At 33.1% G+C, this 16,464-nt stretch carries 15 protein-coding genes; 12 read left to right on the top strand and 3 right to left on the bottom strand.

Annotated elements, in window-relative coordinates; all coding sequences use genetic code 11:
- The first annotated feature begins 73 nt into the window (after positions 1–73).
- The 12 genes from ACTCIM_RS00260 to ACTCIM_RS00205 are packed head-to-tail and all read left to right on the top strand — an operon-like array spanning position 74 to position 12,995.
- Complete coding sequence (locus ACTCIM_RS00260; protein ID WP_472313201.1) at positions 74–1,234, top strand: AMP-binding protein; 1,161 nt, start codon at positions 74–76, stop codon at positions 1,232–1,234.
- Positions 1,234–4,686, top strand: coding sequence for a DNA polymerase III subunit alpha (dnaE, locus tag ACTCIM_RS00255; RefSeq protein ID WP_472313377.1), 3,453 nt, complete (start codon positions 1,234–1,236; stop codon positions 4,684–4,686). Before ACTCIM_RS00260 ends, dnaE begins: the two co-directional genes overlap by 1 nt.
- 10 nt (positions 4,687–4,696) lie before the next feature.
- Positions 4,697–5,077, top strand: coding sequence for a 6-carboxytetrahydropterin synthase QueD (gene queD / locus ACTCIM_RS00250; protein WP_029967088.1), 381 nt, complete (start codon positions 4,697–4,699; stop codon positions 5,075–5,077).
- Positions 5,078–5,542: a D-aminoacyl-tRNA deacylase gene (dtd, locus tag ACTCIM_RS00245; RefSeq protein ID WP_472313200.1), complete on the top strand. Its 465-nt coding sequence runs from the start codon at positions 5,078–5,080 to the stop codon at positions 5,540–5,542.
- 3 nt (positions 5,543–5,545) lie between these two features.
- On the top strand, positions 5,546–6,676 hold the full coding sequence (locus ACTCIM_RS00240) for a SpoIIE family protein phosphatase (protein ID WP_029967092.1): 1,131 nt from the start codon (positions 5,546–5,548) through the stop codon (positions 6,674–6,676).
- A gap of 3 nt (positions 6,677–6,679) precedes the next feature.
- Positions 6,680–7,093 (top strand): ATP-binding protein, encoded by a 414-nt coding sequence (locus tag ACTCIM_RS00235; protein WP_472313199.1) that lies wholly within the window; start codon positions 6,680–6,682, stop codon positions 7,091–7,093.
- Positions 7,078–7,413 (top strand): anti-sigma factor antagonist, encoded by a 336-nt coding sequence (locus ACTCIM_RS00230; RefSeq protein ID WP_029967096.1) that lies wholly within the window; start codon positions 7,078–7,080, stop codon positions 7,411–7,413. Before ACTCIM_RS00235 ends, ACTCIM_RS00230 begins: the two co-directional genes overlap by 16 nt.
- Positions 7,414–7,430: 17 nt before the next feature.
- Complete coding sequence (locus tag ACTCIM_RS00225) at positions 7,431–8,543, top strand: FapA family protein (RefSeq protein ID WP_472313198.1); 1,113 nt, start codon at positions 7,431–7,433, stop codon at positions 8,541–8,543.
- A gap of 20 nt (positions 8,544–8,563) precedes the next feature.
- Positions 8,564–9,322, top strand: a complete 759-nt coding sequence (locus tag ACTCIM_RS00220; RefSeq protein WP_472313197.1) for a motility protein A — start codon at positions 8,564–8,566, stop codon at positions 9,320–9,322.
- 5 nt (positions 9,323–9,327) lie between these two features.
- Entirely contained in the window at positions 9,328–10,050 is a 723-nt protein-coding gene (locus tag ACTCIM_RS00215) for an OmpA family protein (protein WP_472313196.1), read from the top strand.
- A gap of 11 nt (positions 10,051–10,061) precedes the next feature.
- The gene (locus tag ACTCIM_RS00210; protein ID WP_472313194.1) at positions 10,062–11,654 is read left to right on the top strand and encodes a CgeB family protein; all 1,593 of its coding nucleotides are present in this window, start codon (positions 10,062–10,064) and stop codon (positions 11,652–11,654) included.
- Positions 11,655–12,995, top strand: coding sequence for a glycosyltransferase family 9 protein (locus ACTCIM_RS00205; RefSeq protein ID WP_472313193.1), 1,341 nt, complete (start codon positions 11,655–11,657; stop codon positions 12,993–12,995).
- Position 12,996: 1 nt separating this feature from the next.
- On the opposite strand, the gene ACTCIM_RS00200 is transcribed toward ACTCIM_RS00205, so the two are convergent.
- The 3 genes from ACTCIM_RS00200 to ACTCIM_RS00190 are packed head-to-tail and all read right to left on the bottom strand — an operon-like array spanning position 12,997 to position 16,464.
- Positions 12,997–13,899, bottom strand: a complete 903-nt coding sequence (locus ACTCIM_RS00200; RefSeq protein ID WP_029967106.1) for an ABC transporter permease — start codon at positions 13,897–13,899, stop codon at positions 12,997–12,999.
- A 1-nt stretch (position 13,900) separates the two neighbouring features.
- Complete coding sequence (locus ACTCIM_RS00195; RefSeq protein ID WP_472313192.1) at positions 13,901–14,965, bottom strand: ABC transporter permease; 1,065 nt, start codon at positions 14,963–14,965, stop codon at positions 13,901–13,903.
- 2 nt (positions 14,966–14,967) lie between these two features.
- Complete coding sequence (locus ACTCIM_RS00190; protein WP_029967110.1) at positions 14,968–16,464, bottom strand: ABC transporter ATP-binding protein; 1,497 nt, start codon at positions 16,462–16,464, stop codon at positions 14,968–14,970.

Below are 16,464 nucleotides of genomic sequence, written 5' to 3'. Positions count from 1 at the left end.
AATATTTAAACGCGGTAAAGAGGAATTATTACGCTGGAAAAGTAAATTTCTTTTTACTGAAGCTTTAAAAGAATTGGAAGGATGTGTTTCTATTGTTTATACCTCTGGAACTACAGGAAATTCTAAAGGTGTAATGTTGACCCCTCAAGGTATTTATAAAGTGGCTAAAGAAGCTGCTAAGCTGGTAGATATTAAAGAAGGCGATAAGTTTTTATCTATTTTACCTCTTGCTCATACCTATGAATTTAGCCTGGGAATGATAGCTCCCATATTACATGGAGCAGAAATATTTTACTTTAAAGGTAAGCCATCTCCTAAGTTGCTTATAAAGGCTTTAGGAAAAGTAAAGCCAGATATAATGTTAAGCGTTCCTTTGATTATAGAGAAGATATATAAAAATAGAGTGTTAAAGACAATAAAAAAGAATTTTCTTTTAAATCTTATTTATAAGGTTACCTTTTTAAGAAAAAAAATAAATAAGAAAATAGGTGCTAAATTAAAAGAAACTTTTGGTGGAAATTTAAAGGCTTTTTGTATTGGCGGAGCTTCTTTGTCTTTAGAGGTGGAAAAGTTTTTAAGAGAAGCTAAATTTCCCTATTGTATAGGGTATGGTTTGACTGAAACCTCTCCTTTGATAGCAGGTACTGGACCTAAAGAGACTAGACTTGGCTCTTGTGGTTTGCCTTTACCAGGAATTGAAGTGAGGATAGATAGAAAAGGTAAGGGAAAGGAAGGAGAGATTCTGGTAAAAGGTGAAAATGTAATGAAAGGCTATTTTTTGGCTCCTACCTTAACCAGGGAAACCTTTACTTCTGATGGTTGGTTGAAAACTGGAGACCTGGGTTATTTAGATAAAGATGGCTATCTATTTATTAAGGGCAGAAGTAAAAGTGTTATTATCGGAGCTGACGGTAAAAATATTTATCCTGAAGAAATAGAATCTGTTTTAAATGATAATGAATTTGTCTTAGAATCTCTGGTATACTCTAAAGGAAATCAATTAATAGCCAGAATTTATTTTGATCAACAATACTTGGATGATTTTTTTTCCTGGAAAAATTTTACGGAAAGTGAGTTTAGAAGTAAAAAAGAAAAAATATTAGAAGAAATAAAAGAAGAGGTAAATAAGGTTTTGCCAGCGTACTCCAGGATAAACAAAATCATAGAGCAAGTAGAGCCTTTTGAAAAAACTCCTACCCAAAAAATAAAAAGGTATTTATACGTAGGAGATTAATTATGGATTTTACTCATTTACACTGTCATACAGAATATAGTCTTTTAGATGGAGCTATTAGACTGGATGATCTATGTAAAAAGGCCAAGGATTTTGGTTCTTCTGCTGTAGCTATTACGGATCATGGAAATCTTTTTGGTGCTCTTACCTTTTATCAAAAGGCCAAGGATTATGGCTTAAAGCCAATTATTGGTTGTGAGATTTATGTGGCTCCTGATATGCAGGAAAAAAGCCAGGAGCGTTTTCACTTAGTACTGTTAGCTCAAAATGAGATTGGCTATAAAAATCTTTTAAAAATTGTTTCTAAATCCTGGTTAAAAGGTTTTTATTATAAACCTAGAGCAGATAAAAAGCTCTTAAAAAAATATAGTGAAGGGCTTATTGCTCTTTCTGCCTGTTTGCAGGGAGAGATTCCTTTTGCCTATCAAAAATTTGGAGCAGAAGAGGCTTTAAGAAGAGCCCAAGAGTATGCAAGTATTTTTCCTCAGAGATTTTACCTGGAAGTTCAGGCCAATGGTTTGCCAGAACAGGACAAGGTAAATGAATTTTTATATGAGTTATCCAAAAAGACAAAACTACCTATAGTAGCCACTAATGACTGTCATTATTTAAATAAAGAAGATGTAGAAGCGCACGATATACTTTTGTGCATTCAGACAAATGCCAAGGTAGATGATGTTAATAGAATGCGTTTTAATACTAGTGAGCTTTATTACAAATCCTATGAGGAAATGCAGGATTATTTTTCTTTTTGTCCTGAAGCTCTGGATAATATAGAAAATATTATTGAGCAGTGTAATTTAGAGTTATCTCTTGGTAATCACTATTTTCCTCATTACGAACTACCTGAAGGTGTATCTTTAGAAGAAGAATTTAGAAGACTGGCTGAAGATGGTTTAAAGAAAAGGCTAGCTAAGTTAAATTATGTGCAAGATGAAAATATTTACTGGCAACGCCTGCATAAAGAATTAGATGTAATTTGTGAAAAAGGTTTTCCTGCCTATTTTTTGATCGTTCAGGATTTCATTAACTGGGCTAAGAAACAGGGTATTCCTGTAGGTCCAGGAAGAGGGTCAGCTGCGGGAAGTTTGGTAGCTTATTCTCTTGGAATTACCAATTTAGATCCCATTCGTTATAATTTGCTTTTTGAACGCTTTTTAAATGTGGAGAGAATTAGCCTGCCTGATATTGATGTGGATTTTTGTTATGAAAGGCGAGAAGAAGTAATTGAGTATGTTTCTAAGAAGTATGGTAAAGACAATGTAGCCCAGATTACCACTTTTGGTACCATGAAGGCCAAGGCTGCAGTAAGAGACGTGGGTAGGGCTTTGGGTATTAAGCTTTCTCTGGTGGACAAGATTGCCAAACTTGTCCCAGATGAACCCAAAATGACCATTAAAAAGGCCTTGGAGCAGGAACCAGAGCTGGCCAAATTAAAGGAAGAAGATGAAAAAATAGCCAAATTGCTGGAAATCGCAAGTAAATTAGAAGGTCTGGCCAGGCATGCTTCCACTCATGCTGCTGGAATTGTTATCTCAGATAAGCCCATGTGGGAATATTTACCACTGTATTTAGGGAAACAGGGGGAAGTAGTTACTCAATTTGATATGAAAAGAGTGGAAAAGGCTGGTCTGATTAAATTTGACTTTTTGGGCCTTAAAACCCTTACGGTAATTCAAAATACCCTTAATTTTGCCAGACAAAATGGAAAAGAAGTGCCGGATTTGGATAACCTGCCTTTAGATGATCAAAAAACCTTTGAGCTGCTTTGTCAGGGAGAAACTGACGGAGTTTTTCAATTGGAAAGTTCTGGAATGCGCAATGTACTGAGAGATCTAAAACCCAGTTGTTTTGAAGATATTATTGCTTTGTTGGCCCTTTATCGTCCTGGTCCTTTGCAAAGTGGTATGGTGCAGGATTTTATTGATGGTAAACATGGCAGAAAAGAGGTTAAATATCCTCTTCCTCAACTGGAACCTATTTTAAAAGAAACCTATGGAGTAATTTTATATCAAGAACAAGTAATGCAAATAGCTTCTGTACTTGCAGATTATTCCCTGGGAGAAGGTGATATTTTGCGTAGAGCCATGGGTAAAAAAGACCCTGCGATTATGGCTAAACAAAGAGATAGATTTCTGGAAGGAGCCAGAAAGAAAAATATTAAAGAGGAAATAGCTGAATATATCTTTGATTTAATGGAAAAGTTTGCTGGATATGGATTTAATAAATCCCATAGTGCTGCCTATGCGCTTATTTCTTATCAAACTGCTTATTTAAAAGCACACTTTCCTGTAGAATTTATGGCTGCTCTTATAACTTCAGAAGTACAACACACTGACAAGGTCGTTAAACATTTAAATGCTTGTAAGGAAATGGGAATAGAAATTCTGCCTCCTGATGTAAATCATAGTTATTTTCATTTTAGTGTAGAAGAAGAGAAATTGCGTTTTGGCCTGGGAGCCATTAAAAATGTAGGTAAAAGCGCCATAGATAATATTATTGAAGAAAGAGAAAAAAATGGTCCTTATAAATCTTTGTTAGACTTTTGCTCTCGCGTAAATTTAAGTAAAGTAACCAAAAGAGTAATAGAAATGCTTATAAAAAGTGGAGCTATGGACTGCTTTCAAATAAGTAGGCAGGCTTTGCTTCTGGGAATGGAAAAAGTTACTAGTCTGGCTCAAAAAAGAAATAAGAATAAAACCTGTCAGCAAAAGAGTCTTTTTTCAGAAGCTAATATTGAGGATGAATGTAACTTACCTGGACTTGGTATAGAGGCAAAGGAGAATGAAATACAGGAATTTACAGAAAAAGAAAAGCTTAGTTTGGAAAAAGAAGCCTTAGGATTATACTTAACTGGTCATCCTTTAAATCCTTATAGAGAAAATCTAAAAAGATTAAATCTTTTTAATATAGAGCAATGTAAAGAATTTAGTCCTGGAAGCGAAGTCAAATTAGCAGTAATCTGTGTACAAAAAAAAGTAAAAGTGGATAAAAATGGCAATAAAATGGCTTTTTGCGAAATAGAAGACTTTAGCGGCAGAGCAGAAATGAGTTTGTTTAGGGATACTTATTTACAATATGCTAGATTCTTAGATGAAGAGGAACCTTTATATGTAGAAGGTAGGGTTAGTAGTTATGAAGGCAGGAATGACTCAGAAACTAGTGAAGAAGAAAGGGAAAATAGAGAGCTAAAAATAATAGTAAATACAATAGAATTGCTAAGAGAGAAAATAGGCGATAGTTCTGACCCTGTGGTTTTAGAAATAAGATATATAGAAGATTTATCTCTTGTAGATAAATTGAAAGCTATTTTTAATAAGTATCCTGGAAAGGTAGAGGTGAAAGTAAATATTATAAATGATGATTTTAGTTGCTTGATGTGTTTGAGTCCAAAATGGAAGATAAATCCAAATGAAAATTTTTGGAAAGAAGTAAAGTCTATAATTAATTAAGGAGTTATTTATGGATAAAAGATATAGGCTTAGAATTAAGGATAAATTTAGTGCTGCTCATAGTTTAAGAAACTATGAAGGTAGTTGTGAAAATGTCCATGGCCATAATTTTGGAGTTGAGATAGAAGTTTATGGGTATAGTTTAGAAAAGGATACAGAGATACTTATAGATTTTAAAGTGTTAAAAAGAAAATTAAAAAATATATTAATGGATTTAGATCATAAGTTTTTAAATGAATTAGATTTTTTTAGAGTAAATAATCCTTCTTCTGAAAATATTGCTAAGTTTATCTTTTTTAAACTAAAGGAAACTTTGCCTCAAAACATAAGCTTATCCTATGTAATGGTCTCAGAAAGTGATAATTCCCAGGCCTTTTATGAGGAGGTATAGGTGCGTTTTTTAATTCAAAGGGTAAAAAAAGCTGAAGTAACTATTCAAGAACAAACAGTTGCCAAAATAGGTAAGGGATTACTTATATTTGTGGGATTGGAAGAGAAAGACTTTTCCTGGACAGAAAGTCAATTCAAAAAAATGATTGAAAAAACTTTATATTTACGTATATTTTCAGATAAGCAAAATAAGCTAAATCTTAATGTGCAGGAAATAGGGGGCGAAATATTACTGGTTTCACAGTTTACTTTATATGCTGATTGCAGGAAAGGTAGGCGTCCTAGCTTTTCTAAAGCCTTAGGAGGAGAGCAGGCCAAGGAACTCTTTGCACGTTTAACCCAGTATTTTAAATCCGAATATCCTGAGGTAAAAACTGGAATTTTTGGAGCAGAGATGGATATAAGCTTGATTAATCATGGCCCGGTAACTATATGGTTAGATAGTAAAGAATTGGGGATAGGATAAAAAATGAGTAAATATAAAGTATTAATGGCTGATACTTCCAAAGCTAACCTAAAGGTGCTTGCTTCTTTTTTAAATAAGGATTTTGAGGTCCATTTTGTATATGATGGAGAGCAAGTAATTGAAAAATATTACGAGTTAAAACCGGATTTAATTCTTTTAGATATAAATTTACCTAAAATGAATGGAATAAGTGTGGTTGATTATTTACGTAATAGCGTTAATGACCAAGATACTTATATTATTACTTTTGTTGCTGATGATAATGATAAACTAAAGGTAAAAGTTTTAAGTGTAGGAGCCAATGATATACTTTCAAAGCCTTTTACTAAAGATGAGTTAAAAGCCAGAATACAGGTTGCTAAGAGGCAGATAGTACTTTTGGAAAACTTAAGAAGAGCTTATAAACGTATTAATAGAGAAATGGATCTGGTTTCTTCTTTACAAAGTAAGCTTTTACCCAAAGAAAGTTTTCATTTTCCTAAGATAGGTCTGCAGTCTTACTATCGACCTTCTGGCCAAGCTAGCGGAGACTATTATGATTATATAAAAGTATCTGAGGATATATTACGGTTTTGTGTGGCCGATGTTTCTGGGCATGGGGCTAGGGCGGCCTTTATTATGGCTATTGTAAGGACTATTTTTCGTCTGGAGAAGAATGAACAGTATGCTTTATCAAGACTTGTGGATTTAATAAATAAAAGTTTAATTGAAATTGTAGGAGATGAATCTGACTTTGTGACTTTTTTTATTGGAGAACTTAATTTAAAGGATAAAACTTTTTCTTATATTAATGCCGGGCATTGTCCAGCAGTGATAAGGATTGATAAAGAAATTAATTATCTTAAGCCTGATTATCCTGTTTTAGGTTTTTTTCCTATTGATCCTCAACATATTACAGTTAGTTATAAAAATGATTTTGCTATTTTTCTTTATACTGATGGTTTTTATGAATGGGATTTTGAAGATGGAGAGCAGCTTGGTCTGGAGAGGTTTTTAGATTTTGTAACCAAACATTTTAAAGGAGAAAAAATATATTTGGAGGAGATAATTTTTGGTTTAGATAAGCTGGGTGACTTTTCTCCCATGTATAGAGATGATTTAACAGCCTTATTGGTGTATAATAAAAAAGAGTAAGTTATGAGGTTTATATTTGAAACTATAGTTACTCCTAAGAGTGTAAGATTGTTAGTTGTATCCATAGTCGCAATTCTAAAAAAAATAATTAAAGAGGATGTTATTTATGACCTGGAATTAGCTTTAACTGAGGCTTGCACCAATGTTCTCACTCATGCCTATCCTCAAGAAGAGAGAAATAAAAAGATAAAATTTATTCTAGAAATAATTTTCCAGGATAGACTTATTTTTAAGGTGATAGATTGGGGAATAGAATTTAAACCTTCTAAGAGCTTGCCTCACGATAGTTCTACTTCAGGTCGAGGAATATATATTATTCGCAAAATAATGAACGATTTTATTTATAAAAGGGTTGGGGATAGAAATGAAGTGATAATGGTCAAAAAATTGGAGGAAAATTTATGGAAGAAATTTTAGTGGAAAAAAAGGATGATATTTATTTAGTTAAACTATCCGGAGAACTGGTTTTAGAAAATGTTGAAGATATAAAACCCAAGTTAGAAAACTCTCTTTCTGAAGAGTGGAAAATATTTGCTGTTGATTTAGCAGAAATAGAGTTTATGGATAGTAGCGGAATAGGTTTTTTAGTTGCTTTAAGTAATAGAATAAAACAAATGGGAAGAAAATTTGTTTTAGTAAACCCCTCTAAACAAGTTGTTAAGACTTTAAAATTGGTTAATATATATCATTTTTTTGATGTAGTAGAAGATATAGACGATTTAATTTTAGACTTATAAGAAATATAATATATACTATGCCATATTATTTACATCATTATTTTGATCCAGATTTTGATTATCAAAATTTAAAACCAAAACTCCAAAAAGATGGACGAGTAGATCATTACAATTTAGATTATGTACAAAATGTTATCGCCGGACAGATATTGGCAGAATGGAAAGAGGTAGATTTAACAGAAGTTGATAATCTGGACAGTCGCTTTGTGAGTGAAAAAAAACACTGGCCTTTAGGGCCTAATGTGGCTATTAATCCTCAAAATAAAAATCAAATCATTGCCACTGCCAATGGCTATGTGTTTTATTTTGAAGGAAAAATAGCTGTTAAAACTGTTTTAAATGTAAGAAGAGATGTCGATTTTCATACAGGAAATGTTTATTTTGTAGGTGATTTGATTGTGCATGGTACAGTGCGTAGCGGTTTTGAAGTAAAAGGGCATAATGTTAGAATAAAAGGCAATGTAGAAGCAGCAAAGGTTTACGCTGGAGGGTCTATTTTAATTGAAGGTGGAGTAAAGGGAGGAGGAGAAGCCGAAATTATAGCTCAAGAAAATTTAAAAACTTCTTTTTGTGAAAAATCATTTTTATTTTCTGGTAAAAAATTAATTATAGATGGTTCTTCTATTCACAGTAAATTGTTTGCTGATGAATATATCATTGTAAAAGATAGAATGCAAGGAGGACTAGGAGTTTCTACTAAATTGTTTTTTGCTCAAAACCAATTGGGCGGTGGAATGGGAGTAAAAACAGAAATTATCCTTGGATATAAAGCTTCTTTTATAAAAAAGTATATGGAATTAGAAACAAAAATTAAGGATTTAATCAAAGAGATAGAAAATTTAAAATTGAAAATAAATAAAAATGATATTTATAAGGAAGAATATCAAGATAAGTTACAATCTTTAGAAATAAAATTAGCTAAAATGAAAAAAATTATGGATAAAAATAGTGAAAAAATAAATCACAACTTTAATGCGCAAGCTAAACTGGTAGTTCCAGGCAGAATACGTTCTGGAGTGGAAGTGAGTATCGGTCCTTTTTATTATAAGGTAGATGAAGATTTGGAGAATAAGCGTTTTGAATTGGAAAAGGAAGAAATTAAACTTAAATCTCCTGCTATAGTTAAATGAGTTTAGCGAGGTTCTAAGGTATGGATATAGGTACTATTATTGGTATAGTCCTGGCTTTTGGGTTGATTGTCGGCTCTATTATCCTGGGTGGTAATTTTGGAGCTTTTATTGATATTCCTTCTATTTTGATAGTAGTTGGTGGAACTTTAGCTGTTACCTTTGTAATGTTTCCCATGGGCAGGGTTTTAGGAGCAGTAAAAGTTATGCTCAAGGCCTTTTTTGGTGCTCCACCAGACCCTAAGGCCTTGATTAAAAACATAGTGGATCTGGCCAATTTGGCCAGAAAAGAAAGCTTGGTGGCTTTAGAAAAAGCTAATGTGGATGATCCTTTTCTGAAAAAAGGAATACTTTTAGTGGCGGATGGCACTGCAGAGAATTTGGTGCGTTCAGTATTAGAAACAGAAATAGCTTTTATGAAGCAAAGACATTTGATTGGGCAAGAGATTTTTAAATCCATGGGCACCATGGCTCCTGCCTTTGGTATGATTGGAACCTTGATTGGTTTGGTGCAAATGTTACAGACTTTAGACGATCCTTCTTCCATTGGTCCTGCTATGGCCGTAGCTTTGTTGACTACCTTTTATGGCGCTGTGTTGGCCAATGTAGTCTTTTTACCTATAGCCAAAAAATTGGAACAAAAGAGTGTAGAAGAAGTCTTGTTTATGGAAATTGCTGTGGAGGGGATTATCTCCATTTTAAATGGAGAAAACCCAAGAATTACGCAGGATAAACTGGAAGCTTTCCTGGCTCCAGCCTTAAGAGAAGGTTCTGAAGGATAAGGGAGATGGCCAAGCAAGAAGAATGCAGATGTGAAGAAGGCTTACCTGGTTGGTTAGCTACCTTTGCAGACTTGATGTCTTTGTTGCTTACTTTTTTTGTGCTTTTACTCTCTTTTTCCAATCAAGATGTGCAAAAATTTAGAGATATGATGGGTTCTATTAAGGATGCCTTTGGGGTTCAGGTCCAAAGAAAACAGGCTGATTATATTGCCTTTTCTCCTTCGCAATTTGAACGTAAGGATATTAAAATAGACCAAGATACGCGTATGCTTCTGGGAATGGTTTTAAAATTAAAAGCAGTGTTAGAAGAAAATGAATTGCTTAAAAAAAATGTTGATGTCACTTCTGATGATAATGGAGTACTTATTAGGGTAAGCAGTGGAGTTATGTTTAAACCAGGCTCTGCAGTCTTGAAGCCAGAAGCCTATCCTGTTTTAAATGAAGTTATTAAGCTGTTAAAGGAAAATAACTTTGATGTTATTGTTAGAGGACATACAGATGATACCCCTGCTGGAGCTAACTTCCCTTCCAACTGGGAACTTTCAGCAGCCAGAGCTGCAGCAGCTTTGCGTTATATTGTGGAAAAGGGAGGAATAAATCCTTCCAGGCTTAAAGCTGTAGGTTATGCAGATACCAGACCCCTGGTCCCCAATACTTCTCCTAGCAATAGAGCTTTAAATAGAAGAGTAGAGTTTTATTTTCATCGTCCGCAAGTTGAAGGCTGGTAATAACTGGAATTATGCCTGAAGAAAATAATGATTTTCTAGGAAATTATCCTGATAAATTCTTAAATAATCTTTTAGCTAAAGTAAAAGCAAATCCCAATCATATCCCCATTATTCTGGGCTATTCTAAAATAATTGAAGAAAAATTATCATCTCTAGCAAATGATTTTTTATTTATTTTGCCCGGTAATCTTAAAGAAAATATTAACCTTAAAAACAGACATGTTATTCAGGATGAAAGGGAACAAAACATCATTAAAAAATTAACTTTCTGGCAAAAGGAACATTTACAGGGCAAGCCCTTTTTACCCATAACTATACCTTATTTCTGGAAAAAGTATTCCAGTTTTTATCAGCCTATTTTCAAAATATTAAATGCCAATTATAAATTTAATTTTTGGGAAAAAGCAAAATATAGAAAATTTACTGCTGAACCAAAAATTTTATTAATAACCAGTAAGTATTTTTTAATTGGAGAAATAATTACTGCTTGTAAAAAATTAGATTATCAATACTATCTTTTGCATCTAGAAAATCAAGAAATAGGTTCCGAAGAGTTTATTAAGCTCTTGTTAAAAGCAATCTTAGAGTTTAAGCCAGATTTTATTTTAACTATAAATCATTTAGGAGTGGATAAAGAAGGCATTTTAATGGATCTTTTGGAAAAGCTGGAATTACCTTTAGCCTCCTGGTTTGTAGATAATCCTCATCTAATTCTTTACATGTATCACAAAGTAAAAAGCAATTATAGTGTTATTTTTACCTGGGATATAGACAATATTTCTCTTCTTAAGGAAAGAGGATTTTCTAGAGTTTATTATCTGCCTTTGGCTACAGATACAACTCGTTTTAATCCTAAAAATAATTTAAAGATAGTGAATAGACTATCTATCCCCATCTCTTTTGTTGGCAATTCCATGTATTACAAGGTAAAAGCCAGAGAAGAAAAGTTGCTATCATTTGAAACTATTCTTCAGCATTATAAGCAGGTAGCTTTTGAATTTAAAGATAGTGATTACTTGGTCGTGAGTGACTTTTTAAGAGACCATTATCCAAATTTATATCAATTATGGCTTGATTTACCTAGTATTGAAAGCAAATTGGATCTGGAAACCTTAATAACCTGGCAATCTACCCTGGAATATCGTTTGGAAAATATTAAAGAGATTTTAAGTTTTAGACCTGTAATTGTAGGAGATAGAGGCTGGTTTAAGTTATTAAAAGCAAATGACTTATGGAGCTATCATCAAGAACTAAATTATTATACAGAGCTTCCTTATTTTTATGGGCAGAGTAAGATTAATTTTAACGCTACCAGTGCTCAAATGAAGGGAGCTGTTAATCAAAGGGTTTTTGATGTGCCCGCTAGTGGAAACTTTTTACTTACAGATTATAGGTATCAAATAGAACACTTATTTGAAGCTGGAAAGGAAGTAATTTATTATAAAGATAAGTCAGAAATAAAAGAACTAGTAAAATTTTATTTAAATAAAGATAGTGAACGAAATAAAATTATAGAAAAAGCTAGAAAGAGAATTATTTCTGAACACACTTATGAAAATAGATTAAAAACTTTGTATTCTACAATGTCTAAACTTTTTAATTAAATGAAGCCAATTCTTATTGTCCAATTACATAGAATAGGGGATATAGTTTTAACTTATCCCTTGTTTTTATGGTTAAAGCAAGTTTATCCCCATAATCCCATTTTTATTTTAGGAGAAAAAGCTTTTTGGCAGGATTTAAAGGATGTGTTTTTAGGCGTAAGCTTTTTTTCCTGGGAAAATTTATCCTTTTTAACTAAACAAAAATTTTCTTTAATTATAAACTTAAGCCATAGAAAGGAAAGTGCTTTTTTAACGAGGGATTTACAAGCAGAAAAAAAAATAGGTTTAATTGCTACCAAGAATAATGAATTTTATGTCTTGGGTAAGTGGCAACTCTATAAAAACAGTTTGGTTCATAACAATAGGCACAATAGTTTTCATTGGGCTGAATTAAATAGTTTAGATGTTATTCCTTACTCCCTTCTAAAAAATACAAAATGGAAAAAATTACCTGCCACTTCTCCTAAAAAAATAGGACTTTTTTTAGGGGCAAGTAGTAAGGATAAGACTCCAGGAGCAAGTTTTTGGATAGAATTGACCCAAAAATTACTGTTTAAGGGCTATACTCCTTTTTTACTGGGGGGAGAAAAGGAAAAGGCTCTGGCTCAACAAATTGAGCAGGAGTGTTTACTACCCAGGCAGGCCAATCTTACAGCCAGGTTTGCCTTAAAAGAATTTAGTAAAAGTCTCAGTTATTTTGATTTGCTAATCACTCCTGATACAGGACCTATGCATATTGCTGTTTTTATGGGACAGAGGGTTTTAAATTTATCTTTAGGCAATGTTAGTGCCTGGGATACAGGTCCTTATTTGCCTGGAAATTTTGTTCTAAGACCTTTAATTAGTTGTTATCCCTGTTGGGAATGCAATAAAAACTTATCCTGTAATCAAAAGGTTGAACCCAGGGATATACTTTCTTTTTTAGAGCATTATCCACTTTTAAATAAGCATATAGGTATAGTAAGTAGAAGAAGAGGGCTTTTTTATCTTGAGCATAATTTGCCTTATTTATCTTTTAAGGAAGAATTTAGGAGTTTTTGGTTTTTTTATTTTGGATACTTGTTTGGTTTGTGGCCAGAAGATAGAGCTAAAAGGTGTTTAAATCATATTTTTACTTTAAGGAGTAGTTTGCGAAAAGTATGGATTCAAGAAATTGCAAAATTTTTAAAAATATTAAAAAAAGATATTGATGAAGAATATTGGAAAAAGAGTGTTCCCTTTTTTAGAATATTTACTAGCTATGTTCTTTTAAATTTGCAAAATGTAAATTTTGCCCCAAAAGAGATTATCAGGTCTATATCCAGGTTAGAAGAGATGCTGGATTGGGTAAAAAAAGCTTAATTTAGGTTCGTAAAAAAGGTTTTCCTAAACCTTGAGGAAAGGAATATTTGCTATTTTTTCTGTTTATTAAGATTAAAATAACCAGGGGAAGTAAAAAGGGGAGCATTTTTAAAATATAGGCAGGAATGAGTTCTTTACCAATGGCCTGAAAATAAAATTGTAGGGCCATAAAAGCGCCGAATAAAAATGCCCCTACAAGTGCTCTTATTGGCTTTAAACAGGAGAAAATCACCATAGCAATGGCAATCCAGCCTTGTCCTCCGGTCATGTTTTCTTTCCAGCCCGGGGTATAAGCAAGAGATAGATAGGCCCCACCCAGGCCTGTTAACATTCCTCCCAGAATAGTGGCTAGATAGCGATATTTATAGACATTTAAGCCTACACTGGAAGCTACCTGAGGGTTTTCTCCCACACTGCTTAGATTTAGTCCAAGGGTAGTCTTTTTTAAAATAAAGTGAATTAGATAAGTTAAAATAAAAGCTAGAATTACCAATACATTTAATTGCCTGAGCAAAATATTAAGGTAGTAGCTTTTTAGACTAAAGGAAGCCAGGGATAGGGTTTGGAGGCCAATAAAACTTCTTCCTAAAAAATTAGCCAGTCCTGTTCCTAAAATAGTAAGAGCCAGTCCACTTAAGATTTGATCACTTCCCAGATGAATACAGAAAAAAGCATGTATACAGGCAAGTAAGCCACCTGCAAGCATTGCTCCCATAAAACCTAGAATTAAAGACTGGGTGTACCAGGTACAAATAAATCCTATAAAAGCAGAAAATAACATTATTCCTTCTAAGCCCAAATTTAAAATCCCACTTTTTTCTGTAATAATTTCGCCCAGAGAGGCCAGCAATACTGCTACACTGGATTGTAAAGTAATACCTAAAATAAATAAAAAATCTTCCATCTTAATTTTTTACAGTTTTAACTCTGGTTAATTTAAATTCACTAAAAGTTTTAGCCATTAGAAAAGCCAGAAGAATAAATCCTTCTAAAACCTGGGTAAAGGAAGCTGAAAGGTGAAATACACTCTGTACTTCTTCTGCTCCTACCTTTAAAATACTTAAAAATATACTTACTAAGGGAAGTAAGAGGGGATTTTTTTGCGCTAAAAAAGCTGCAATAATCCCGTCATAGCCATAGCCTATGGCTAAACCCTGTTGTAATCTTCGGTGTATTCCCAGGACCTCTTCTCCTCCTGCCAGGCCAGCCATAGCTCCGCTTAAAAGAAACATTGCGAGCAGGAGTTTTTTTTGTTTGAAATGGGCATATTGGGCAGCTTTAGGATTTTCACCAATTACCTTTATTTTATATCCTGTGGGTGTCTTTTTTAAAAAGAAATAAAATAACAGGATTAAAGCTAAAACTATAAACAAGGCTATAGAAATTCTGGTATGCCAGAGTCGTGGCAGCCACACACTTTGGGGGAAAATAGCAGTGCCAGGAAATCCAAATCCCATAGGATCTCTTAAAGGTCCAAAGTAAAGATGCTCCATCAAGATAATGGCTACATAGTTTAAAAGTAAAGAGGAGATAATTTCATTTATCTTCCATTTTAGCTTTAAGATTATAGGGAAAAAAGACCAAAGAGCTCCACCTACAAGACTAAAAAACAGGGCAAAAAACAGGTGAGTAGAAGACGGAAAATATTTAGTAAAATAAAGGGAAAAGATACTGCTAAATATGGCTCCCAGGACCAATTGTCCTTCTACTCCTATATTCCAAAGACCTATTCTTATGGCTATAAGTACAGAAAATCCAGTTAAAATTAAAGGGGTTGACTTTACTATTACTTCTGAAAAGGAATAAAAGTCATAAAAGGGAGTAAAAAAGATTGTCTTATATATTAAAAGAGGGTTTTTTTTTAGAAAAAAGAGTATTAAGGCAAAGATTAAAAAGGAAGATAAAACTAAGAAGAAAAATATTGATATCTTTTTAGTTAAAGATATGTTTCTGGGTCGTAAAATCAGCAATTTTATATAGCTCCTGTTAGATATAACCCTATTTTACTTATTTCTTCCCTGTTCTGAGAAGAGAAGAGTTTTTTTATTTCTCCCTGGAAAATAATAGCAATTTTGTCAGCTAAGCTTAGAGCTTCTTTTATATCCCCTGTAATTAACAGAATAGCTGCCTTTTTTCTGGCAGCTAAAAGTCTATGCCAGACCTCTTCTGTGGCCTGGATATCTAAACCCTGAGTGGGTTGTTCGGCAATAATTAATTGGGGATTTTTGTCTAATTCTCTGGCCAGAATAAATTTTTGCAGGTTGCCACCAGAAAGGTGACGGGCCAGAGTTTTATTGCCCTTGGGGGCTTTGACATGGAAATTACTTAACAGGATTTTAGTCTTTTCTTTTATTTTATCCCAGAAAATAAACCATTTGGAAGAAAATTGAAATAATCTGGTAAGGATAAGATTGTGTTCTAAGTCTAATTCACTTACACTGCCTAAATTGTGCCTGTCTTCCGGAATGTAGCTTACAGAAGAGGGAAAATTTTTTGTCCAGGTATGGCCAGTATAGGTTTGGTTTTGAAAATAGAGGCGTCCTTCAAAATCTTCTATGCCTCCTAAAACTCTGGCCAGATTTTCTTGTCCATTTCCAGAAACCCCCAAAATAGCTACTATTTCTCCTTTTTTAATTTCCAGGTTGATGTTTTTTAACTTTTTTTGTTTTTCTTTAGTACAACTTATGTTTTCTAGTTTTAAAATAGTTTCTTGAGGTTGTATTTCTTCTTTATCAACCTTAAATACAATATCTCTTCCCACCATAAGCCTGGCCAGCTCTTTTTTACTTCTTATTTCCTGAGGTAAAAAAGTAGCTATAAGGCGACCTTTTCTTAATATACTTATTCTGTCAGCAAGTTTAAATACTTCTTCTAATTTATGAGTAATAAAAATAATGGTATGTTTTCTCTTTTTTAAAAACAAAAGAATCTCAAAAAAGGAATCTATTTCTTGGGGAGTTAAAATAGAAGTTGGCTCATCAAATATTAATATTTTGGCCTGTTTATAGAGTAATTTTAAAATTTCAACCTTTTGTTTTTCTCCTTCACTCAAATTTATTACTTTTTTATGTAAATCTACCTCTAATTTACTTTCTTTACTTATTTTTTGGATTTTATTTAAGATTTCCTCTTTAGGTATAGTAAATTTAGAAATAGTGCCTAAAGCAATATTTTCCCATACGCTTAGGTTGTCAATGAGCATAAATTTTTGATGAACCATGCCAATGCCATAATCCTGGGCAATTTTGGGGTTTCTAAAAAAAACTTCTTTACCCTTTAGATAAATTTTTCCCTTGTCTGGTAAATAATTCCCAGAGATTATGGACATAAGGGTGGATTTTCCAGCTCCATTTTCTCCCAAAAGGGCATGGATTTCTCCTGGGAAAATATCCAGATTTATATTTTCATTTGCCCAAAAATCACCAAAAGATTTACCAATGTTTGACAAACGCAAAATAGGTTCTTGCAT

It is taken from the genome of Desulfonauticus sp. (genome assembly GCF_055126295.1).
The sequence above is the reverse complement of the archived record's forward strand: the minus strand, read 5'-3'. Positions and strand labels throughout refer to the sequence as shown.